Source organism: Streptomyces sp. NPDC052064 (assembly GCF_055585925.1).
Window position 1 is genome coordinate 74,402 of the sequence record NZ_JBVJJE010000009.1, and the last position, 19,211, is coordinate 93,612.

Annotated in this window: 15 protein-coding genes and 3 pseudogenes; 7 read left to right on the forward strand and 11 right to left on the reverse strand. The window is 69.6% G+C overall.

What is annotated here, in order from left to right:
- Positions 1-2: 2 nt before the first annotated feature.
- From ACZ6TU_RS24500 to ACZ6TU_RS24510, 3 genes and pseudogenes are all read right to left on the reverse strand, one after another.
- A complete protein-coding gene (locus tag ACZ6TU_RS24500; RefSeq protein WP_467672973.1) occupies positions 3-518 on the reverse strand; it encodes a DUF2165 domain-containing protein in 516 nt (171 codons plus the stop codon).
- A 130-nt stretch (positions 519-648) separates the two neighbouring features.
- Positions 649-1,068, reverse strand: a pseudogene (locus ACZ6TU_RS24505) (response regulator); the annotation flags it as partial.
- Between the two features lie 459 nt (positions 1,069-1,527).
- Positions 1,528-1,671, reverse strand: a pseudogene (locus tag ACZ6TU_RS24510) (DUF397 domain-containing protein); the annotation flags it as partial.
- A gap of 252 nt (positions 1,672-1,923) precedes the next feature.
- Here ACZ6TU_RS24510 and ACZ6TU_RS24515 point away from each other — a divergent pair.
- Both ACZ6TU_RS24515 and ACZ6TU_RS24520 read left to right on the forward strand, forming a co-directional pair.
- Positions 1,924-3,102, forward strand: a complete 1,179-nt coding sequence (locus ACZ6TU_RS24515; protein ID WP_467672975.1) for a serine hydrolase domain-containing protein — start codon at positions 1,924-1,926, stop codon at positions 3,100-3,102.
- Between the two features lie 73 nt (positions 3,103-3,175).
- The gene (locus ACZ6TU_RS24520) at positions 3,176-3,778 is read left to right on the forward strand and encodes a hypothetical protein (protein WP_469551001.1); all 603 of its coding nucleotides are present in this window, start codon (positions 3,176-3,178) and stop codon (positions 3,776-3,778) included.
- A 67-nt stretch (positions 3,779-3,845) separates the two neighbouring features.
- Here the strand turns inward: ACZ6TU_RS24520 and ACZ6TU_RS24525 are convergent, their stop codons facing one another.
- Entirely contained in the window at positions 3,846-4,661 is an 816-nt protein-coding gene (locus ACZ6TU_RS24525; protein ID WP_469551004.1) for an alpha/beta fold hydrolase, read from the reverse strand.
- A gap of 49 nt (positions 4,662-4,710) precedes the next feature.
- The gene (locus ACZ6TU_RS24530) at positions 4,711-5,376 is read right to left on the reverse strand and encodes a DUF4097 family beta strand repeat-containing protein (RefSeq protein ID WP_469551006.1); all 666 of its coding nucleotides are present in this window, start codon (positions 5,374-5,376) and stop codon (positions 4,711-4,713) included.
- A gap of 274 nt (positions 5,377-5,650) precedes the next feature.
- Between ACZ6TU_RS24530 and ACZ6TU_RS24535 the strand changes: the two genes are divergently transcribed.
- A complete protein-coding gene (locus tag ACZ6TU_RS24535; RefSeq protein ID WP_467672983.1) occupies positions 5,651-6,766 on the forward strand; it encodes an ADP-ribosylglycohydrolase family protein in 1,116 nt (371 codons plus the stop codon).
- Positions 6,767-6,789: 23 nt separating this feature from the next.
- Here the strand turns inward: ACZ6TU_RS24535 and ACZ6TU_RS24540 are convergent, their stop codons facing one another.
- The gene (locus ACZ6TU_RS24540) at positions 6,790-8,361 is read right to left on the reverse strand and encodes a sodium:solute symporter family protein (RefSeq protein WP_467672985.1); all 1,572 of its coding nucleotides are present in this window, start codon (positions 8,359-8,361) and stop codon (positions 6,790-6,792) included.
- Positions 8,362-8,523: 162 nt separating this feature from the next.
- Positions 8,524-9,309: an SDR family oxidoreductase gene (locus ACZ6TU_RS24545; RefSeq protein WP_469551009.1), complete on the reverse strand. Its 786-nt coding sequence runs from the start codon at positions 9,307-9,309 to the stop codon at positions 8,524-8,526.
- A gap of 91 nt (positions 9,310-9,400) precedes the next feature.
- Here ACZ6TU_RS24545 and ACZ6TU_RS24550 point away from each other — a divergent pair, with 91 nt between their 5' ends.
- Positions 9,401-10,240: a hypothetical protein gene (locus tag ACZ6TU_RS24550; RefSeq protein WP_467672989.1), complete on the forward strand. Its 840-nt coding sequence runs from the start codon at positions 9,401-9,403 to the stop codon at positions 10,238-10,240.
- A gap of 12 nt (positions 10,241-10,252) precedes the next feature.
- Here ACZ6TU_RS24550 and ACZ6TU_RS24555 read toward each other — a convergent pair whose 3' ends face one another.
- The gene (locus tag ACZ6TU_RS24555; protein ID WP_469551012.1) at positions 10,253-12,130 is read right to left on the reverse strand and encodes an MFS transporter; all 1,878 of its coding nucleotides are present in this window, start codon (positions 12,128-12,130) and stop codon (positions 10,253-10,255) included.
- Positions 12,131-12,324: 194 nt separating this feature from the next.
- Positions 12,325-15,465, reverse strand: a complete 3,141-nt coding sequence (locus tag ACZ6TU_RS24560; RefSeq protein ID WP_469551015.1) for a D-alanyl-D-alanine carboxypeptidase — start codon at positions 15,463-15,465, stop codon at positions 12,325-12,327.
- Between the two features lie 144 nt (positions 15,466-15,609).
- Here ACZ6TU_RS24560 and ACZ6TU_RS24565 point away from each other — a divergent pair, with 144 nt between their 5' ends.
- From ACZ6TU_RS24565 to ACZ6TU_RS24575, 3 genes are all read left to right on the forward strand, one after another.
- Complete coding sequence (locus ACZ6TU_RS24565; protein WP_467672995.1) at positions 15,610-16,365, forward strand: GOLPH3/VPS74 family protein; 756 nt, start codon at positions 15,610-15,612, stop codon at positions 16,363-16,365.
- A gap of 253 nt (positions 16,366-16,618) precedes the next feature.
- The gene (locus ACZ6TU_RS24570) at positions 16,619-17,476 is read left to right on the forward strand and encodes a helix-turn-helix domain-containing protein (RefSeq protein WP_467672997.1); all 858 of its coding nucleotides are present in this window, start codon (positions 16,619-16,621) and stop codon (positions 17,474-17,476) included.
- Between the two features lie 225 nt (positions 17,477-17,701).
- Positions 17,702-17,890 (forward strand): DUF397 domain-containing protein, encoded by a 189-nt coding sequence (locus ACZ6TU_RS24575; protein ID WP_467672999.1) that lies wholly within the window; start codon positions 17,702-17,704, stop codon positions 17,888-17,890.
- Positions 17,891-17,975: 85 nt separating this feature from the next.
- Here the strand turns inward: ACZ6TU_RS24575 and ACZ6TU_RS24580 are convergent, their stop codons facing one another.
- Positions 17,976-18,374, reverse strand: a complete 399-nt coding sequence (locus tag ACZ6TU_RS24580) for a DUF5753 domain-containing protein (protein WP_467673517.1) — start codon at positions 18,372-18,374, stop codon at positions 17,976-17,978.
- A pseudogene (locus ACZ6TU_RS24585) lies at positions 18,286-19,208 on the reverse strand (MerR family transcriptional regulator). Before ACZ6TU_RS24585 ends, ACZ6TU_RS24580 begins: the two are co-directional and overlap by 89 nt.
- Positions 19,209-19,211: the final 3 nt, after the last annotated feature.

The following is a 19,211-nucleotide window of genomic DNA, read 5'->3' on the forward strand; positions in this document are numbered from 1 at the left end:
GGTCAGGCAGTCGTCTTCTCCGTCCCCGGGGACGGCAGGTGGTTGACGACCAGCGCGACTCCGCTGAACAGGAACACCCGGGTCGCCGCGTCGAGCCCGTTCCAGCTCTTCGACTGCCACATCGAGAACCACTCACCGCCGATCGCGATGAACCCGGCGCCGAACAGCAGCAACACCATCAGCAGCCCGTACGTGGACATCCGCCGCGCCTGCCGCTGATCACGCCTGGCCCACAGCCAGGTCCCGTATATGAGGACGAGCGCGGCGACGGTCTCCCAGACGATGATCAGCACATAGGCGGTGTCCTGAAGCCCCCTACTGGTGATGGCCCGCCACATCAGGTCCTCGTCCTTGAACGTGGTGTCCATCGCCAGGACATGCCGGACGAACTGCTGGTTGGTGCCGAAGTCGGTGATGTTCCCGAACGCGACCAGCGCCATGTAGAGGGCGACGGAGGCGGTGAGCAGGGCGGCGGCGAGAGGCAGCGCGCCGCGGCGTGAAGTGGAGGAGGTGGCCATGCCGATCATTCTTCCCGAGTGGCGGTCGCCGACGCGACAGAATGACGACGGAAGCGGGCCGGGCCGCTGAACGGGCCCTGTTCCGCGCGAACTTCGAAACCGTTCGTGATCGCGGGCCGGGTACGCGGGGCTCCACTGAGCTCAGGGAGATGTGCAGCTTGTGCGCGATCGCCGTGTTGGTGTGGCCCTGGGCAAGGGCTTCCAGGACACTGCGTTCGCGGGGGGGGGTGAGGCGGGTCAGCGGATCTGCGTGCGTCGTGCGGATGACCAACTGGCGCACCACCTCGGGATCGATGGCCGCGCCGCCCGCATGGATGCGTTCCAACGCGTCCAGGAACTCCTCGACCTGGGCGACTCGGTCTTTGAGGAGGCATCCCACCCGTTCCGCATTGGAAGCCAGCAGCTGCGCCGCATAGTTGCGCTCGATGTGCTGGGACAGCAGCAGTACGCCGACGTCCGGCCACCGCTCGCGGATCTCCAGCGCCGCACGCAGTCCCTCGTCGGTGTGCGTCGGAGGCATCCGAATGTCGAGCACGACGACATCGGGTCGCAGCACGGCCATGCCCGTGCCGTACTGGGGTCGTTCTTCGCCGGGTGAACAGCATACGAATTACTTGTGTGCGGGCGTAATCCGACCGTGACGTAATGCGTGATGCTGGGGTAACCTTTGAGCCAAGAAGCTTGTGGTCTGGTCGAGTTATTCCAAGGGAGGTGTGCGACGACGATGGCGCGGCGACTGATTCCCGACGAACCCCACCACCAGTCGGCACACTCACTCCCGGACCACTGCCGTTCCCGGTTCCAGCGCGCTTCCGCCTGACCGGTCCCCCTTTTTTCACCCTTAGCACCCCTGCATTCAAAGGAGGCATCGGTGTTTGACGAGCGCAAGGAAGCCGAAATGAGGCTGTACTCGGAGGCCCTGGCCCGGGAACTCGCCCTGAAGAAGGAGCGAGCGGAGGCCGAAGAGAACGACCCGACTCCTGAAACGGCCCCCGCCCAGGACTGAGACTCAGCGACCCACCGCGAACTCCAGGAATTCGGACCAGGCGCCGTCGGTAAATGCAAGGCGGGCGGTGTCCTCGTTCTTGGAGTCGCGGATGTGGATAGTGGGGTGGTGGGCCGGCGATATGGCGACCTCGACGCAATCGGGGCCGTCGTTTGCAGATCCTCCCGGACATCACCCCCAAGATCCGCAGGCGTAGTGCGTCCGTTTTCCTTGTCCGGCGCGCACGAGGCGGCAGCCTCACCGAAGCCGCCCAGTTCCTCGGTAAAGACCTCTCAACTCCCCTGCATCAAGGCAGGGATCAAGCAGACCCCCGTCCCGGGGTGGTGTACGTGAGTCCACCCCCGAGACGGAGGACAGCCGGAGCGAGAACGGCCGCCGATCCCCGTAGCGTCCTGGCTCATGAAGATCCCTGCCTTGTTCCTGACACTTCTCACCTGCGTCGGCGCCACCGCTCCGGCGGTCGCCGTCACGCCTCGGCCGCACCACGCGGCGCAGCGGGCCTGCGGCACTCCACCGGCACTGAAACACGCACTGGACGAACTCACCGGAAGACACCGGCTGGCCGGAGCCGCGGTCGAGGTGGTCGATCCGGCGTGCGGGCGGTGGACCTACGCCGGCGGCCGGGCCGACCTGCGCACCGGACGGCCGATGAGCGCCGAGGACCGTCTCCGCATCGGCAGCGTCACCAAGACCTTCACCGCCGCCACCGTCCTGCAACTCGTCGATGCGGGAGACGTCTCTCTCGACGCGCCCGTGGAGCGCTACCTGCCCGGACTCGTCCAGGGCAACGACTACGACGGCCGCCGGATCACCGTACGGCAGCTCCTCCGGCACACCAGCGGATTGCCCGACCACGGTGACTCGCTCGCCACGGCCGACATCGAGTGGCTGCGCCACCACCAGTTCGCACCACGAGAACTGGTGAAACGAGCGTTGGAACTGCCGCCTCCCAAAGGACCGTGGCACTACTCCACCACGAACTACATCCTGGCCGGCCTGATCATCGAAAGGGTCACGGGCCGCCCGGCCGAGAAGGAAATCTCGCGCCGCATCATCAAGCCACTGAAGCTGCACGACACTTACTGGCCCGGCCGTTCCGAGCACATCCGCGGCCGGCACTCCCGCAGTTACTTCACGACCGAGCGGAACGGAACAGCCGTGCGCGTGGACGGCACCGAGTGGAACACCTCCGCCGGGGGAACAGGCGGCGCCCTGATCTCCACGCCCCGGGACGTGAACGAGTTCTACGCCGCCCTGCTGGACGGCCGTCTGCTGTCCCGCGCCCGGCTGGCCGAGATGCTCGACACGGTCCAGGGCGACCCGGACCGACTGGGCCCGGACGGCCGCTACGGACTAGGCCTGATCACCTCGCGCCTGTCCTGCGGAGGCCGCTGGACCGGCCACAGCGGCTCCACCCGGGCCGGCCACAACAACATCGCAGCAGTCGCCCCCGACGGCCGCCGGGCGACCGTGGTCATCAACGAGGCCCTGACCACCGACGCGAGCACCACGGCCTTCATCACAGCGGTCGACACGGCGCTCTGCGCGAAGCCCGGGACGGACGCCACCGGCCCGTGACGACACGGCGCCGGCCGCGAACTGCACTGCGTCCACCGGGACTTGCCGTGAACCAGCCGTCTAGGGTGATCCAATGGACGTTGGGGCGGTCTTGATAGCCGTGGCCGGTGTGGCGGGCACGCTCGGGGGTGCGTTGCTCACCCAGCAGGGTGCCGAGAGGGCCAAGCGGCGCGAGTTGGAGATGACCCAGGCCATCCAGGAGGCCCGCGAGAATCGCGAGCTGCGGCGACGCTGCTATTCGGAACTGCACCGCGACGCACGACAGTTCTGCACGGCGCTGAGCCGCCATCTGTACGTCCTGCGCGACCGTACGCCCGGCGACGAGGACATTCAGGCACTGGAAGCCGCCAAGGACGCCCACCGCGACCGCTGGTCCGAGGCGCTGATGATCGCGCCCGACGCGGTGATCGCCCCGGCCGGCGAGGTGAACGGGTCTCTGACCAGGGTCTACGGACAGGTCAAACGCCTGGAGCAAGGAAGCCCACGCCCTGGCGAAACCCTGCGGTCGGCCGCCGAGGCGCAGCATGGCGTCTGGACACTGATCGCCGCCATGAGGGAAGCCATGCGCCGTGATCTGGGCGTGACGGGAGACCCCGGAGTGCGGCTGAGCTCTTCCCAGGACGCCGACGCCTTGCTCCGGGACTTCGCGGATCCGAGCGAGGACCCCGGTATGTGACGCGTCCCGCGCGAGGGAGTGCTGACCCTGCGCGGGACGGACGCGGTCGAGGCGGACGTACGGATGTTCAGCGCTTCCCGCTGTCGAGGGCGGCGACGTCGCGTACGGCCTCGGCGATCGCCCGGAAGTCCTTCTTGAGGATCGCGCCGTGGTTGCTGGCGACCTTCGCGCCGATCCGGATGTTCGGGTTCTGGGCGGTCACCGCGTCGAGGCTGGTGCGTATCCGTTCCTGCTCATCACCGCGGCTGCCGAAGGAGGTCCCCGAAGCGACCACGTACCGCACCGGGACGGTGATGCCGTCCAGCACGGGGCCCAGCTCGCTCACCCGTGAGAGCCTGCCGAGCTCGATGTTGCTGACGGCCTGCTGCTCGGCGGTCATCCGCGGGGTCAGGCCCGTCGGGCGCAGCAGCGGCATGAACCAGCCCAGCCGCCGGAACAGCTTCCGGATCCGCCGCTCCGTGGCCTCGTCCAGCCAGTCGTACGGAAAGGCGCCGTCGACCAGGACCGTGCCTACGGCGCGCTCCGGATTCCGGTCGGCCCAGTGCGCCGCGACGACCGCCCCGTAGGACCAGCCGACCACCAGCGCCCGGTCCACGCCCCTGGCCGCGAGAACGGCGTCGACATCCCGGACGGCGGCCTCGAAGGAGTAGTCCGCCGAGCGCTTCGACTTGCCGCGGGCCCGCTCGTCGTAGGTGATGTGCCGCCACCCCGTCCCCAGTTCGGCGATGACCCGCCGCCAGTACCCCTGGGTGGCGAACTGGCCGTTGAGGTAGACCACCGGGATCCCGGGACCGCCGGTGTCGGTGACGGCCAGGGCCGTGTCGTCGACCGGCACCATGCCGGTCCACTTCGAACTGCTCGAGGACGTGCTGTTCTTCGTCATGTGTTCCCCCTGGTGGTGAGCTCGGGCGGATGGTCCTGGTTCTGTTCGTTCAGAGGCTGCGGGCGGTGATGTCGCCGTGGGAGGTGGTGGCGCGGATGTCGAGTCCGGTGGTGCCGTCGTTCTTGAGGGAGTTGCTGACGCGGCCGTAGTCGGTGCCGGCGTCCAGGGCGGCCGAGACGCCGGCGGCGGCGGTGACCGAGATGTCACCGGACTGGGTGCGGAGCACGACCGTGCCGCCCAGCGCCTCGGCGATCCGGATGTCGCCCCTCGCGGTGCTGATCTCCGCCGGGCCGCCCAGCCGGCCGACCTCGACGTCTCCGTCGATCGCGGTGAGGCGGACGCTCGCGGCCTCGTCGATCTTGATCCGGCGGTAGGCGCCCTCGAAGGCGATGTCGCCGAGCCGCCCGACGCCGCGCAGCTCGGTGCTGTCGGCCCTGGCCTCGACGCGGGAGCCGGCGGGCAGCTGCACCGTGACCTCCACGGCTCCGGAGGGGCCGAGGAGCTGGTTGGTGGAGGCCGAGGTCCTGATCCGCAGGACGCCGTCGGCGTAGGCGACGGTGGTCTGCTCGGCGGTCTTGGTGTCGCGCCCCTTGGAGGGGTCGGCGGGCAGGACCTCGACGGTGGTGTCGGCGCGGTCCGCGGCGATGAACTGGACGCGTCCGGCGGGGACGTCGAGGACGGCGGCGATCGGGGCGGGGGTGTCGAACTTCTGCATCGTGGCTCTCCTTCGGCTCGTTGTTTCGAACGATGGAAAAGCTACGTTGCGTTCAGTGATATGGCAACACGTTCGTTGCGTGTGATCACTATTTATGCAGCTCACGGCTTAGTAATCGTTGCAATGGCACCGAAATCAACGCAACGACCGGAGGGGGTTCGTTGCAATGGATGGAAGTGAACGCACTGTACGGCTTCCACCCCGTGAACCCACCGTCCCCCTTCGAATACAGTGCTGAGCTGTCGTACGTATGGACGGTCCCTGGGAGGTCAAGGTGGGTGCGACTGCCGGTGCCGTCTGGGGGCGTACGGAGCAGCAGGACTTTCGTAGCCGGGTGCGGGGGACATTGCTCGGCTTGGCCGTCGGGGACGCGCTGGGTGCGCCCGTTGACGGGCTGGGGATCGACGCGATCAGGGAGGCGTACGGGGCGGAGGGGCTGGTCGATCTGGCTCCCGCCTATGGCAGACGCGGCGCCGTCACCCATCTCACCCAGCTCACCCTGTTCTCCGTGGACGGGCTGATACGGGCCCAGGTGCGGCGGGACACCGGCGCCTGGCATCCGCCCACCGACCTGCACCGGGCCTATCTGCGCTGGGCCGCCACCCAGCGGGACTGGGGTCCCGACGAGCGGCGCAAGGAGGACGGGTGGCTCGCGCGGGAGGAATGGCTGTACGCGCGCAGGGACCCGAGCCGTGCGCTGCTCCTCGGGCTCGCTGACGAGACCATGGGGACCCCTGAGGCTCCCAAGAACCCCGGTGAGCTCGGGCCCGAGGCCGCCGCCCGGTCCGCCCCGTTCGGGCTGCTCGTGGGGTGGGAGCCGCAGCTCGTCGCCCAGCTCGCGGTGGAGTGCGCGGCGCAGACCCACGGTCATCCCACGGCGTATCTCGCGGCGGGCGCGTACGCCGTGATCGTGCACGCCCTGGCCCTCGGGGAGAGCCTCGACGGTGCCGTGCAGCGGTGCTTCGCCCTGCTGGCCGCCCGGCCCGGACACCAGCCCGTCTCGGACGCGCTCCAGCACGCGCTGGGTGCCGTACGCCAGGGGCTGCCCGGGCCGGAGCGCGTGGCGGAGCTGTGCGGGGCCGGTACGGCGGAGAGCCTCGTCGGTGCCGCCGTGTACTGCGCCCTCGTCGCCGCCGACGTCCGGCACGGACTGACTCTCGCCGTCAACCACGACGGCCCCTCCGCCGCCGCCGCCGCGCTGACCGGCGGCCTCCTCGGCGCCCTGCACGGCGAGACGGCCCTCCCCCCGGCCTGGCTGGCCGAGCTGGAGGGCCGTCCCACGATGCTGGAGCTGGCCGACGACTTCGCCATGGAGATGACCCAGGGGCCCGCACTGCACGGGCCCGGGGGATCGTCACCGGGGTGGCTCGCCCGCTATCCGAGGGCCTGAGCTCACCGGGCGGGCCGTGCGCCTCACTCCTTGACCGTCGTCCGCACCACGTCGTCCGCCGGCCCGGCCGGTGCCGGAACCGCAGCGGCCGCCGCCCCGTCCCCGTCCGTGTTGATCTTCTCGATGAGCGCCAGCCGCTCCGGGGTGTCCTCCGGCTTGATGTAGCCGACGAGGATGTAGAGGACCAGGGACACCGCCAGCGGGATCGACACCTGGTACTGGAGCGGCACGCCGCCCTCGACGTTCCAGTGGATCGGGTAGTTCACCAGCCAGAAGGCGAGCAGGCCCATCGACCAGCTGACGAGGGCCGCGGTCGGGCCGGAGCGGCGGAACGCGCGCAGCAGGCCCAGCATCATCGGGATCGCCATCGGGCCCATCAGACCGGCCACCCACTTGATGACGACCGTGATGATGTCCTTGAACGCCGGGGAGTTGACCTGCGTCGCAGCCGCCATGGACAGACCGAGGAAGACGACCGTGGCGACACGGGCGACCCGCAGGCCCTGGCTCTGGTTCCAGGCCCGTGCCCGCGCCCAGATCACCGGCGCGCAGTCCCGGGTGAACACGGCCGCGATGGCGTTGGCGTCCGAGGAGCACATGGCCATCGTGTGCGAGAAGAAGCCGACGATGACCAGGCCCAGCAGGCCGTGGGGCAGGAGCTGTTCGGTCATCAGGGCGTAGGAGTCGGAGCCGTCGGCCTTCTGCGACTCGACCAGCAGCGGGGACATCCACATGGGGAAGAACAGCACCAGCGGCCAGACCAGCCAGAGGATCGCCGACAGCCGGGCCGACCGCTCGGCCTCCTTGGCGTTCGGCGTGGCCATGTAGCGCTGGGCCTGGTTGAGCATGCCGCCGTTGTACTCGAAGAGCTTGATGAAGAGGAACGCCAGCAGGAACACCGTGCCGTACGGGCCGACCAGCGGTTTCTCGTGGCCCTGGAGCTCGGGGGAGTCCCACACGCCGAAGAAGCCGCCGTGGTCGTCGAGCCGTACGAACACCGCCACGAACATCGCGATGCCGGCCAGCAACTGGATGATGAACTGGCCGAGTTCGGTCAGCGCGTCCGCCCACAGGCCGCCGATCGTGCAGTAGATCGCCGTGATGGCACCGGTGATGAGGATGCCCTGGTTCAGGGAGATCCCGGTGAAGACCGACAGCAGGGTCGCGATCGCCGCCCACTTCGCGCCCACGTCCACGATCTTCAGCAGCATGCCGGACCAGGCCAGCGCCTGCTGCGTCTTCAGGTCGTAACGGTTCTTCAGGTACTCCAGCGGGGAGGCCACATGGAGCCGTGAGCGGAGCCGGTTGATGCGCGGCGCGAACAGCTTCGAACCGATGGCGATGCCGAGGGCGATCGGGAAGGACCAGGTGACGAAGGACGTGACGCCGTAGGTGTAGGCGATGCCCGCGTACCCGGTGAACATCACCGCGCTGTAGCCCGACATGTGGTGCGAGATGCCGGAGAGCCACCACGGCATCTTGCCGCCGGCGGTGAAGAAGTCGCTGACGTTGTCCACACGCTTGTGCGACCAGACGCCGATCGCGACCATCACGGCGAAGTAGCCGATGAGCACGGCCCAGTCGAGACCGTTCATGAGTCCCCTTCCACGGGTGCGCCGCCAGGGTCAGGCATGTGAACTCTGGTTTCGGTGACGTGCGCACGGCAAGGAAGGGGATGGTCAAGAGAACGTAAAAAAGTTCGAAGAGATGACTTCTATTTATGTACGTGAACCACGCCGCCTGGCTGGAAATCGCCCTCAGCGCATCAGTTCACCCGCGTTCACCAGCAGCGACTGGCCCGTGATCGCCCGCGCCCGGTCCGACGCCAGGAACACCGTCGCGTCCGCCACGTCCGCGTCCGTCGCAAGATCCGGAAGTGCCGTACGACCCGTCAGTCTGCCCAGCACGTCCGCCTCCGACACGCCCTCCGAGCCGGCGGTGAACCGTACGTAGGTCTGCACCGGCGGGCCCCACATCCAGCCCGGCAGCACGGTGTTGACCCGGATCCGGTACGGACCCAGCTCCCGCGCCAGCGAGTACATCGCGCTCGTCAGCGCCCCCTTCGACGCCGCGTAGGCCGCCTGCCGCACCTGCGACGGAGCCGCCACCGCCGACTGCGTCCCGACGAACACCACCGAGCCGCCGCCCTCCTTCAGCGCCGGCAGACACGCCCGGGTCATCCGCAGCGTGCCCAGCAGGTTGACGTCCAGCACCGCACGCCAGGCCTCGAAGTCCGCGTCCTCCAGGCCGCCGAAGTAGCTGTCCAGCGCGGCCACATGAATCACCGCGTCGATCCGCCCGAACCGCTCCCGCGCCAGCCCCGCCAGCGCCTCGCACTGCGCCTCGTCGGCGATGTCGGCCGCCCGGTACGCCGTGCGTGACCCGTCCGGATCGAGCTCGGCGGCGGCCTTCGCCAGATTCGCCTCCGTGCGGGCCCCGAGCACGGCACGGCCACCGTCCCGTACGACGGCCGCCGCCACCTGCCGCCCCAGCCCGGCCCCGACCCCCGACACGACGACCGTCTTCCCCGCGAGCAGTGACATCGAAGGACCTCCCCGGAACCGGGCGCCGGACCCTGGCGCTTTATCTGACGGAGCGTCAGAGTATGGGCCAGCCGCCTACGAAGGGGAAGGCATGAGCGACGACACCCGCAGCGAGCTGTACGCCGAACTGGCCGCCGTCGGCCCCTACGGCACCCACCCCGGCCACGCCCTGATCACCATGGTCGAACCGCATCCGGGCCACGAGTACGCCTACAACCGCTGGTACGAGGACGACCACTACTACGCCGGCGCGATGGCCATGCCCTGGATGTACGCCGGCCGCCGCTGGGTGGCCACCCGGGACCTGCAACTTCTGCGCTACCCCGAGAAGTCGGCGGTCGCCCAGCCCGTCACCACGGGCTGCTACCTCTCCACGTACTGGATCACCGCCGGCCGCTACGACGACCACATGCGCTGGACGGTCGCCATCAACAAGCGCCTCAACCGCGACGGCCGCGTCTACCACGACCGCACCCACGTCCTCACGGCGTTCCAGGACCACGAGGCGACGGTGTACCGGGACGGGGCGGCGGGACCGCGCGACGTCCACGCACTCGACCACCCCTACGCCGGCCTGGTCCTCCAGGTCGTCGAGGCCGGCGCACCCGAGCAGCGCCCAGAGCTGCTGGAGTGGCTGCGCTCCCGCCATCTGCCCAAGCGGCTCGCGGGCTCCCCGGCGGCGATGGTGACCGTCTTCCGCCCTACCCCGCTCCCCGGCGACCGCATGACCTACGTCAAGCAGGTCGAGGGCGTCGACACCCGGCTGACCCTGCTGTGGTTCCTCCAGACGGACCCCGGCGAATGCTGGGAGCCCTTCTTCACCGGCCTGGACACGGCGGTCGGCGATTCCGGGCTCGGGCGGGTGGAGCTGGTCGCGCCCTTCGTCCCGACGGTGCCGGGAACGGACCGGTACGTCGACCGGCTCCGCTGAGAGCTCGCGGGATCAGCGCAGCTCCTCCGGGCACGGAGTCCCCCGGGGCAGTTGGTAGGGCGCCGCCAGGTGGTAGGTGCCCGGCTTCGGCGCGACCAGCACCGTCCACCGGTCGCCGTCCTCGTCCTCCTCCGTCTCCGCCAGGCAGCCGTTGACGTTGACGTACGTCCTCGGCTCACCCTCGGGACGGTCCTTGGACGCATCCGTCTCCTGCGGCGGCTTCAGGCTCTTGCCCTCGGCGTCGACGATGCTCAGCCACGGCGAGTACGGGATCCGGACCAGGATCCGGCCCGCCTTCTTCACCTGGAGGATCATCTCGCCCTGCTCGGCCCGGTCGACGACCGCGTTCGGCTCGGCCAGCGGGGTGGGGCCGGACACCTTGAACAGCTGCCAGTTGGCGTCGCCCCAGACCTGGGTCAGATACGGCAGCCCGCGCTGCACCAGCGCCCGCTCCCGCTGACCCCCGTCGCCGTCCGGCTCGTCCTTCGGCAGCACCACGTAGTGCACCGCCCAGCGCTTCAGCCACTCGTGGTAGTTCGCCGAGTTGAGCGTGTCGTCGTAGAAGAGGGGGTTGCGCTCCATGTCGGCCTGCCGGTTCCAGCCGCGGGCCAGGTTGACGTACGGGGCGAGGGCGGAGGCCTCGCGGTGGGAGCGGGCGGGGACGACCTCCACGCGGCCCTTCTCGGCGCCGACCTCCTGCAACTCGTTCACCAGCGGAGCCAGCTCGCGCGACCAGGACGCCGCCGGAGCCGTGTGCACGATGTCGTCGACCGTCTTGAACCCGATCCAGCCGGTGAAACCGACGAACGCGACGACGATCACGTACCACTCGCGGCTGCGCGGCACCGCGAACGGCAGCGCGACGACCAGCACCACCCCGGCGAACAGCATCGCCAGCCGCGTGATGTTCGAACCGATCTGAGAGCTGATCAGCCACACCAGCACGACACCCAGCCCGTACACCGCGGCCGTCAGCCGGACCGTCTTCCAGTCCTTCGGCACGAGGGTGAAGGCGAGAATCGAGTACGTGAGCGGCAGGATCACCGAGGCGTACGTCATCGGCTGCGTCCCCGAGAACGGGAACAGCCACGCCGACACCGCCACCACCGCGGTCGGCGCCAGCCCCAGCGCCCACGCGCCCGGCCGCCGTTTCTGGAGGAACAGCGCCGCCGCGACCAGGCCCACGAACAGACCCGCGACCGGCGACGCCATGGTGGCCAGCGCGGCCAGCGGCGCCGCGCACAGGGCCTTCGCCCAGCGCTTGTAACGCCACCGGTACGGCCAGCAGAACACGACGGCCACCGCGCCGAGCGCGAACATCATGCCCAGACCGAATGTCACCCGCCCGGACACCGCGTTGCAGAACAGCCCGAACACACCGGCCAGCGAGGCCCACAGGGGGTTGCGGACGGACCGGCTGCGCAGGAGGAGCAGAGTCAGCAGCCCCGCCGAGACCGTCCCCGCGATCATCATCGTCGTCCGCACGCCGAGCACGGACATCAGATACGGCGACACCACGCTGTACGAGACCGGGTGCATCCCGCCGTACCAGGCGAGGTTGTACGCCGAGTCCGGGTGCCGGCCGACGAACTCGGCCCAGGCGTCCTGCGCGGCCAGATCGCCGCCGCTGTTCGCGAACGTGAAGAACCAGACGACGTGGAGCACTCCGGCCAGGCCGGTGATCGACAGGACCGGGTGGCGCAGCATGCGCTCACGCAGTGTCAGTACGGCGGTCCGCAGCCGGGAGTCCGGGGACTCGGCGGAGTCACGGAAGTCGCCGTCACGGCCGTCCCGACCGCTGCCTCCCCCGGCTGCGGGCAGGCGTATTCGCGGGCCGGATACCGGGCCCGGATCGGCGTCGTCGGCGCGTGTCGGCTCCGCAGTGGCCACTCGAAGGCACTCCCCGTGTCCCGTCTTCTGTTCTCGTCTTCTCTTCCCGGCCGTGCTCCGTTGGTCAGCGGTTCACGGCCGCGCCGCCGCGGACGGCGACCTGCCCGGTTCGCGACGCTAGCACGCACCCCGCCGGGCGGCGCCCGGACGGGTCGTTACCGGCGGGGTGCGGTCGTGCGGGCCGGCGAGCCGGCTCAGCCGATGCGCGTGAGCTTGTCCGCGAAGCCCGGCTCCACGAGGTCCTTCTGGAGGGCGACCGGGACCTTGACCGCGTTGGTGCTGCCGTCACCGACGGTGAGCGTGCCCACCTTCGTGCCGGCCTTCGCCGTGTGCGGCAGCTCGTCCGCGGCGAACGTCAGCTCGACGGACAGGCTCGCCCAGCCGACCGCCGTGACGTCCTCGGTGACGGCGACCGGCGTACGGCCGCCGAGACCGTCGTCCGCGTACCCGACGACCGTGCCCTTCTTCAGGATCGTCGCCGACTCCAGCGCGCCCTGCGCGGCCTTGATCAGCTTGTCGCCCTCGTGCAGCGCGGCACCCAGGATGGTGTTGTCCGGGCCGCCGGCGGGCTGGCGCACGACGGCGCCGACGATCCGGCGGGTCTCGCCGTTGACGTCCTTCCTCGCCGAGAAGACGAGGTTGCCGAGCGCCGAGGTGGTGGTGCCGGTCTTGATGCCGGTGACGTCGTTGTAGCCGACCAGGCGGTTCCAGTTGTCGTGCTTGGTGCCCTTGTAGTCGACGTACGACATCATCGCCGCGACCTCGCGGAAGGCGGGCTGCTCCATGGCCGCCTTGGCGAGCTTCACCTGGTCCACGGCCGTGGACACGGTGGTGTTGTTCAGGCCCGACGGGTCGGTGTACGTCGTGTTCTTCATGCCGAGGTCCTTGGCGGCGCCGTTCATCTTCTCCACGAACGCCTTCTCGGAACCCGCGTCCCAGCGGGCGAGCAGCCGCGCCACGTTGTTCGCGGAAGCGATCAGGATGCTCTCCAGAGCCTCCCTCTCACTGATCTTGTCGCCCTTGGTGACGTCGACGGTGGACTCCTGGCCGGCGTCGGACTGGTCCTCGGCGGCCTGGTCGATCTCGATCTTCGGCCCGTCCTCACCGCTCTTGAGCGGGTGATCGCGGAGGATCACATAGGCGGTCATGACCTTGGCGACGCTCGCGATCGGCACGGGCTTCTGCTCGCCGGACGACCCGAACGAACCGATGCCCTGCACGTCCAGCGCGGCCTGGCCCTTGGCCGGCCAGGGGATGTCGACCTTGCCGCCCTCGAAGGTGTAGCTGTCCTCGGCGGTGAGTTCCAGGGTGGGCGCCGGCAGCGGGCGCACGCTCTGCACGACGCCGAAGACGATCACCAGCAGCAGCACCAGCGGCGTCCAGATCTTCACCCGCCGCACGGCCGTCCGCAGCGGGGTGTCCGGCGGCGGCGGGGTGTTCGTCAGCTCGGCCAGCAGATCCAGCGGCGGCCGTGGCGGCAGGGGCTGCTGGGTGGTCCGCTCGGGGCCGACGGTGGGCACGGGTGCGGTGGCGTCGGCGGGGGCGGGGGCGGGCGCCGGCTTACGGGCCGACGGGTCGTCCAGCGGCTTCAGCGCGACGAACTTGCTGGTCCGCTCGGCGTCCTTCTCGGGCGCGTCCTTGGCGTCCTTGGCGGCACCGCCGAGCTTCAGCATGGTGGTCGGCTGATCGACCGGGGGCCGTACGGCTTTGAAGACGGCGGTGGGCTGGTCGACGGGGGGTTCGCCGTCGCCCTTGTCGGTGTCGGTGTCGTCCGACTCGGCGGCCTTGTCCGCGCCGTCGGTGCCGGAGGCCTTGCCGCTGCCGGGAGTGTCCTCGGCTTCGGGCTCGGGGGAGTCGGCCTTGGCCGCTTCGGGCTTCTCCGGGGTGTCGTCGGTGTCGTCGGTGTCACCGGCGGCGGCGGTGTCCGCCGAGGCGGCCCCGGAAGCGCCCGTGCCGTCGGCGGTGGCGGAACGGTCCGCCTCAGCCTCGTCGGCCTCTTCCTGCCCGCCTTCGGCACCGGCACGGGCCTCGGCAGCGTCGTCCGAGTCTCCGGCCTTGGGCCGGTCCTGGGCGCCGGTGGCAGCGTGGGCAGCGTCGTCCCCGCTCTCGGCCTTCGGCCCGTGCTCGACGTCGGTGTCGGCGTCGGCGTCGTCCGTGCCTTCGGCTTTCGGTCGGTCCTCGACGTCGGTGTCGGTGTCGTCGGTGCCTTCGGCCTTCGGCCGGTCCTGGGCGCCGGTGGCGGCGTGGGCAGCGTCGTCCCCGCTCTCGGCCTTCGGCCGGTCCTCGACGTCGGTGTCGGCGTCGTCGGTGCCTTCGGCCTCGCGGCCTTCCCTGGGGTCTACGGCGGCCTCAGCAGCCTTCTCGGACGTCCGGCCGTCTGTGTCGGCCTCCGTGGGCTCCTCCGCCCTCTCAGTCGTCTCCTGGGCGTCCTCAGAGCCCTCGTCGGCGCTCTCGGCCCGATCGCCCCGGCTCTCGGCTGCCGCAGGCTTCCCGTCCCCGTCGGCCGACGCGACCCACGCGGCCACGGCGTCCCGCAGTCGCCCGTCACTGGCGGGAGCGTCGTCCCCGCGCTCACCGGAGCCGGAGGTCTCGCCGGACTCGGAATCCCCGGCGGAGCCGGAAGCCTTGCCCGAGCCGGTGGACGCGCCGGCCGCCGGGCCCTCGGTATCAACGTCACTCTCGCCCTGCTCGGCGTCAGCCACCGAGTCCGCCTCGCCCGCGTCTCGCTCGGTGTCAGCCGCCGGGCCCTCGGCGCCCGCGTCGCTCTCGTCCTGCTCGGTCTCATTCGCCGCGCTCGCGGCACCGGCACCCTGCTTGGCGTCAGACGCCGAGTCGGCCTCGCCCGCGTCTCGCTCGGCGTCAACCGCGTCGCTCTCGTCCTGCGCGGCGTCAGCCACCGAAGCCGCCTCGCCCGCGTCCCGCTCGGCGTCTGCCGCCGAGCCCGATTCGCCCGCGTCCCGGTCGGTGCCCGTGTCGCTCGCGCCCTGCCCGGCGTCGGTCTCCGGCTCGGCGTCGGGTGCCTCGCCCGGATTCTCCGCCGCCGTCCGGGCGGACAGCACGCGGGTCGCCGTATCGGCGCCGCCCCGCTTCGAGGACTTCTCCGTGTCCCGGGCCACCGCGAGGCGCGGGTCACGCTCGGGTGGGGCCTCGCTCCGGGCCTCGGGAACCGGACTCGCGCTCCCCGACGTCGGTTCTGCCGACGACTCGCGCTGCTTCGACCTGTCGGGGGACTCGCCCGCCACCGATGCCTCCTCCTCGCGCCGCACTCCCCGCGTGCGCGTACCGAACCGTGAACCGCCGCCCGTGACACCGCTCTCCGGCGCTGTCCGAACCATGTACCAGTGTCCTGTGCGCGGACTGGACCCATCCGGTAGACGAGAACGACATACCTACTGGTTCCACTACGAACCGGTCACGCACCCTCGACAGACCAATGTGAGAGGGGTCACCCTGTCATTCATCCACGCGGGGAGGCATGGATGGGCAGGAGCCGCAGAACACTTCCGGAAGAGCTTCTGCTGCTGGCGTTGGACCCGACCACGGGTACCACTGCACAGCCGCAGTCGCTCGACCTCGGTCTGGCCGGTGCACAGCTAGTGGAGCTGGCACTGGCCGGACGGATAGCCCCAGACGGGGATCGTATCGCCGTGGTTGTACCACGGCCGACTGGAGATCCAACTCTGGACTGCGCGTTGGAGTTGCTGCGAAGGCGCGGCGCTCCCGTACGGGCGGTTCACTGGATCGGCGGGCCACGATTGGGGCTCCGCCAGACTTACCTCTCGCATCTGGAGCGGTGCGGCATGGTGCATGCCGTGGCGGGCCAGATGTGCGGAGTGCTGCCGACGACTCGCTACCAGGCGACGGACAACGACATCAGCCGGGAGATCAGGGCCCGGCTGGACTCGGCGATCCGCACCGGCGTACCGCCGGACCCGCGGACCGCCGCGCTCGCCGCCCTGGCACACGCGGTCGGCCTCGGCAAGCACCTGTATCCGGGCAACGAGGGGCGTTCCTCTCGGTCCCGGCTGCGGGATCTGATCAGGCACGACCCCATGGGCGGTCTCGTCGCGCACGCCGTGATGGACGTCCAGAACGGCGTGGCGGCCCAGCCGCGCCGCAACCCGGCCCCGTCCGGCCGTCAGGCCGCCGGCGGAGCCAGGTCCGCACCGGAACCCGCCCGCGGCGTTCCGATGCAACCGCGCCACGGAACCATGGCGCGAGCCGTGGCCCACTGAGCCGCGCCGCACCACACCAGCAAGAGCTACGACCGGCACGCACCACGGGACCCCACGAACCCGGTCACGGGAGCCGCTGTCCGAGCGGGGCGGGGAGAGCACACACTCTCCCCGCCCCGCTCGGCGTGCCTGTCCGAACTGGCGTGTACCCGTCGCATATCCACCGTTTCCCAGCGGTAGGAAGCAGCTTGGTGGCAGTCTGCTCAACAGCAGACACGCAAAGTAGAGGCACGCAGCCGGAGGTGCACGTCCCGTGGCGTCCAATACCAACCCCACCGTCCGGCGGCGCCGGCTGGGCATGGAGCTGCGCAGGCTCCGCGAAGCCAAGAACATGACAGCCGAACAGGTGGCGGCACGGTTGCTCGTGTCGCAGTCGAAGATCAGCCGACTCGAGAACGGCCGCCGTAGCATCAGCCAGCGCGACGTCCGGGACCTGTGCGAGGTGTACGAGGTCGAGGACCACAAGATGGTCGAATCGCTGATGCAGATGGCGAAGGATTCCCGCCAGCAGGGCTGGTGGCATGCCTTCGGAGACATCCCGTACAGCGTCTACATCGGCCTGGAGACGGACGCGGAGTCGCTCCGCGTGTACGAGCCGCAGATCATCACGGGTCTGTTGCAGACCCGCGCTTACGCCGAGGCCATCATCCGGGGCGCATCACCCGAGACCTCTGAGGCCGACATCCAGAACCGTATCGAGGTTCGCATGCGGCGTCAGGGGCGCATCACCGCCGAGAGAGATCCGCTGCGTCTCTGGGTCGTGCTGGACGAGGCAGCCCTGCGTCGCAGCGTCGGGAACCGTCAGGTCATGCGCGAACAGCTGGAGTACCTCGCCGATATGTCACAGCTCCCGCACGTCACGGTGCAGGTGCTGCCGTTCGATGTCGGGGCCCATGCGGGACTCAACGGGCAGTATTCGATCCTGGAGTTCGCCGACGCGACCGATTCGAACGTCGTGTACATCGAGGGCGTGACCAGCGACCTGTACCTGGAGAAGGCCCACGACGTGCAGAAGTACACCGTGATGTACGAGCACCTCCGCGCACAGTCCCTGAACGTCGACCAGTCGCTACGGCTCATCCAGGACGTTGCGAAGGAGTACGCACGCTGAGCCCTTCGGGAAGTGGCGGATCTTATACCCATGGCATGCCTGCGCGGAAGGAACTCCTGGAATATGCCACCCGGTCGGGTGAATGGCTGATCCGGATGGCAAGGACGGCGGGTAGCGTCGATCAGGCCAACGATCACCTAAGCGTTGGCGGAAACCGTGCTGAGTCTCCTAGCCAGAACTGCCAGCACGGATACAGCGATTCGACAACTGGCTACCGGAGCGGTCATGGCAATTCTTCTGGGTGCCACGGAAAAGTGGACGACGTCCTCGTACACCAACGGCAGCGGTGCCTGCGTGCAGGTCAGGTCAACCGTCGTGGAAACGCTGGACGTCGGAGACACCAAGGTTCCCGACGGCCCCACGCTGACGTTCCCAGCAGACGCATGGAGCGCCTTCGTGGCCCAGGTCAAGTAACACCGATCAGACAGGTCCATACACATCACCGACAGAACCCTCTCGACAAGCCCGCCGTCCTTGCCGAGGGGGTTCGGCATTTTCATCAGCCGGCCAGCTCGCGGAGTACGTTCGTCGACTCCGCGACGGGCATCGCGACTTCGTCGGCCAGCCTCTTCATCGCCGACTGGTACAAGGCCACCTCGTCCGGGTCGTTCGTCATGAGGCTGGACGCGAGCAGTTCGTTGTAGGCAGTGGCTTCTCCACTCTGGTACATCAGGATGTGGAAGTCGCCGTGGATGCCGGGGTGGACGGTCCGCCGCAGGGGCACGACTTGCAGAGTCACATTGGGGCGCGCGGAAAGTTCAAGCAGTCGTCGCCGTTGGCCCCGCATGATGTGTGGCTGTCCTTCGAACTCATTCAGGAGCGCGGCCTCCTGGATCACGGCGTGCAGTTCGAACGGTGGCTCCAGGCGGGTAAGGACGGCCTGGCGGGCCTTCCGCAGTTGCCGTCTCCCAGTCGGCGAAGTAGATCTCGCGGCAGTGCCCGGCGTACTCCCAGCCCTCCCGCTTCATCCACGCCTCCACAGCCTCATATGCGGCGATGATCTGTGGGTATGCCACCTGGGCCTTGGCGATCCGTGTGTACGCCAGTCGCCGGGCCGGTTCGATGCGCATCCGCATCTGTCGACTACGTCCCCCCGCCGCCACCCACGCCCGAGCCGCCGACTCGTCGGAGACCGGCACGCACGCCTCCACAGGACCGTCGCTCTCCACGGACGACTCAGCGTGGTACACGACGAACGGTGCGTCGGCGATGCCACCGCACTCCGCGGCCGCCTTTCCAGCCGCCCCAACGAGGCGGGGATCCAAGCAGGAAGTTCGTCCGCCAGCACGTGTCGCGTCTCGGTGATCACCACCTGCTCCGATACGTCGACCATCTCGACCACGAACTTGCCGTACATCTCTGAGCTCCTTCCCGACAGTCGTCCACGGAGGTAGCCGACGAGCGTCCGCTGCCCCGCCACCCGCGCCTCGACATCCGCCCAGTACGTGTCGAGCAGCTCGGCCGCGGTCGGCCCGTCGCCCGCGGCGACCACCTCGGCGATCCGGGCGAGCGGCATGTCCAGCTGCCGCAGCATGGCCACCAGCCGGGCCCGTTCGACCTGGCCGGCGCGGTAGTAGCGGTAGCCGGTGGCCTCGTCGACGTGCGCCGGGGACAGCAGTCCCAGCCGGTCGTAGAGCCGCAGGGCCTTGGCCGACAGCCGGGCGCGCGCGGCGAACGCCCCGATGGTGAGCAGGTCCCGGTCCGGTACGTCCACCACGGCATCCTCCGTCATCGG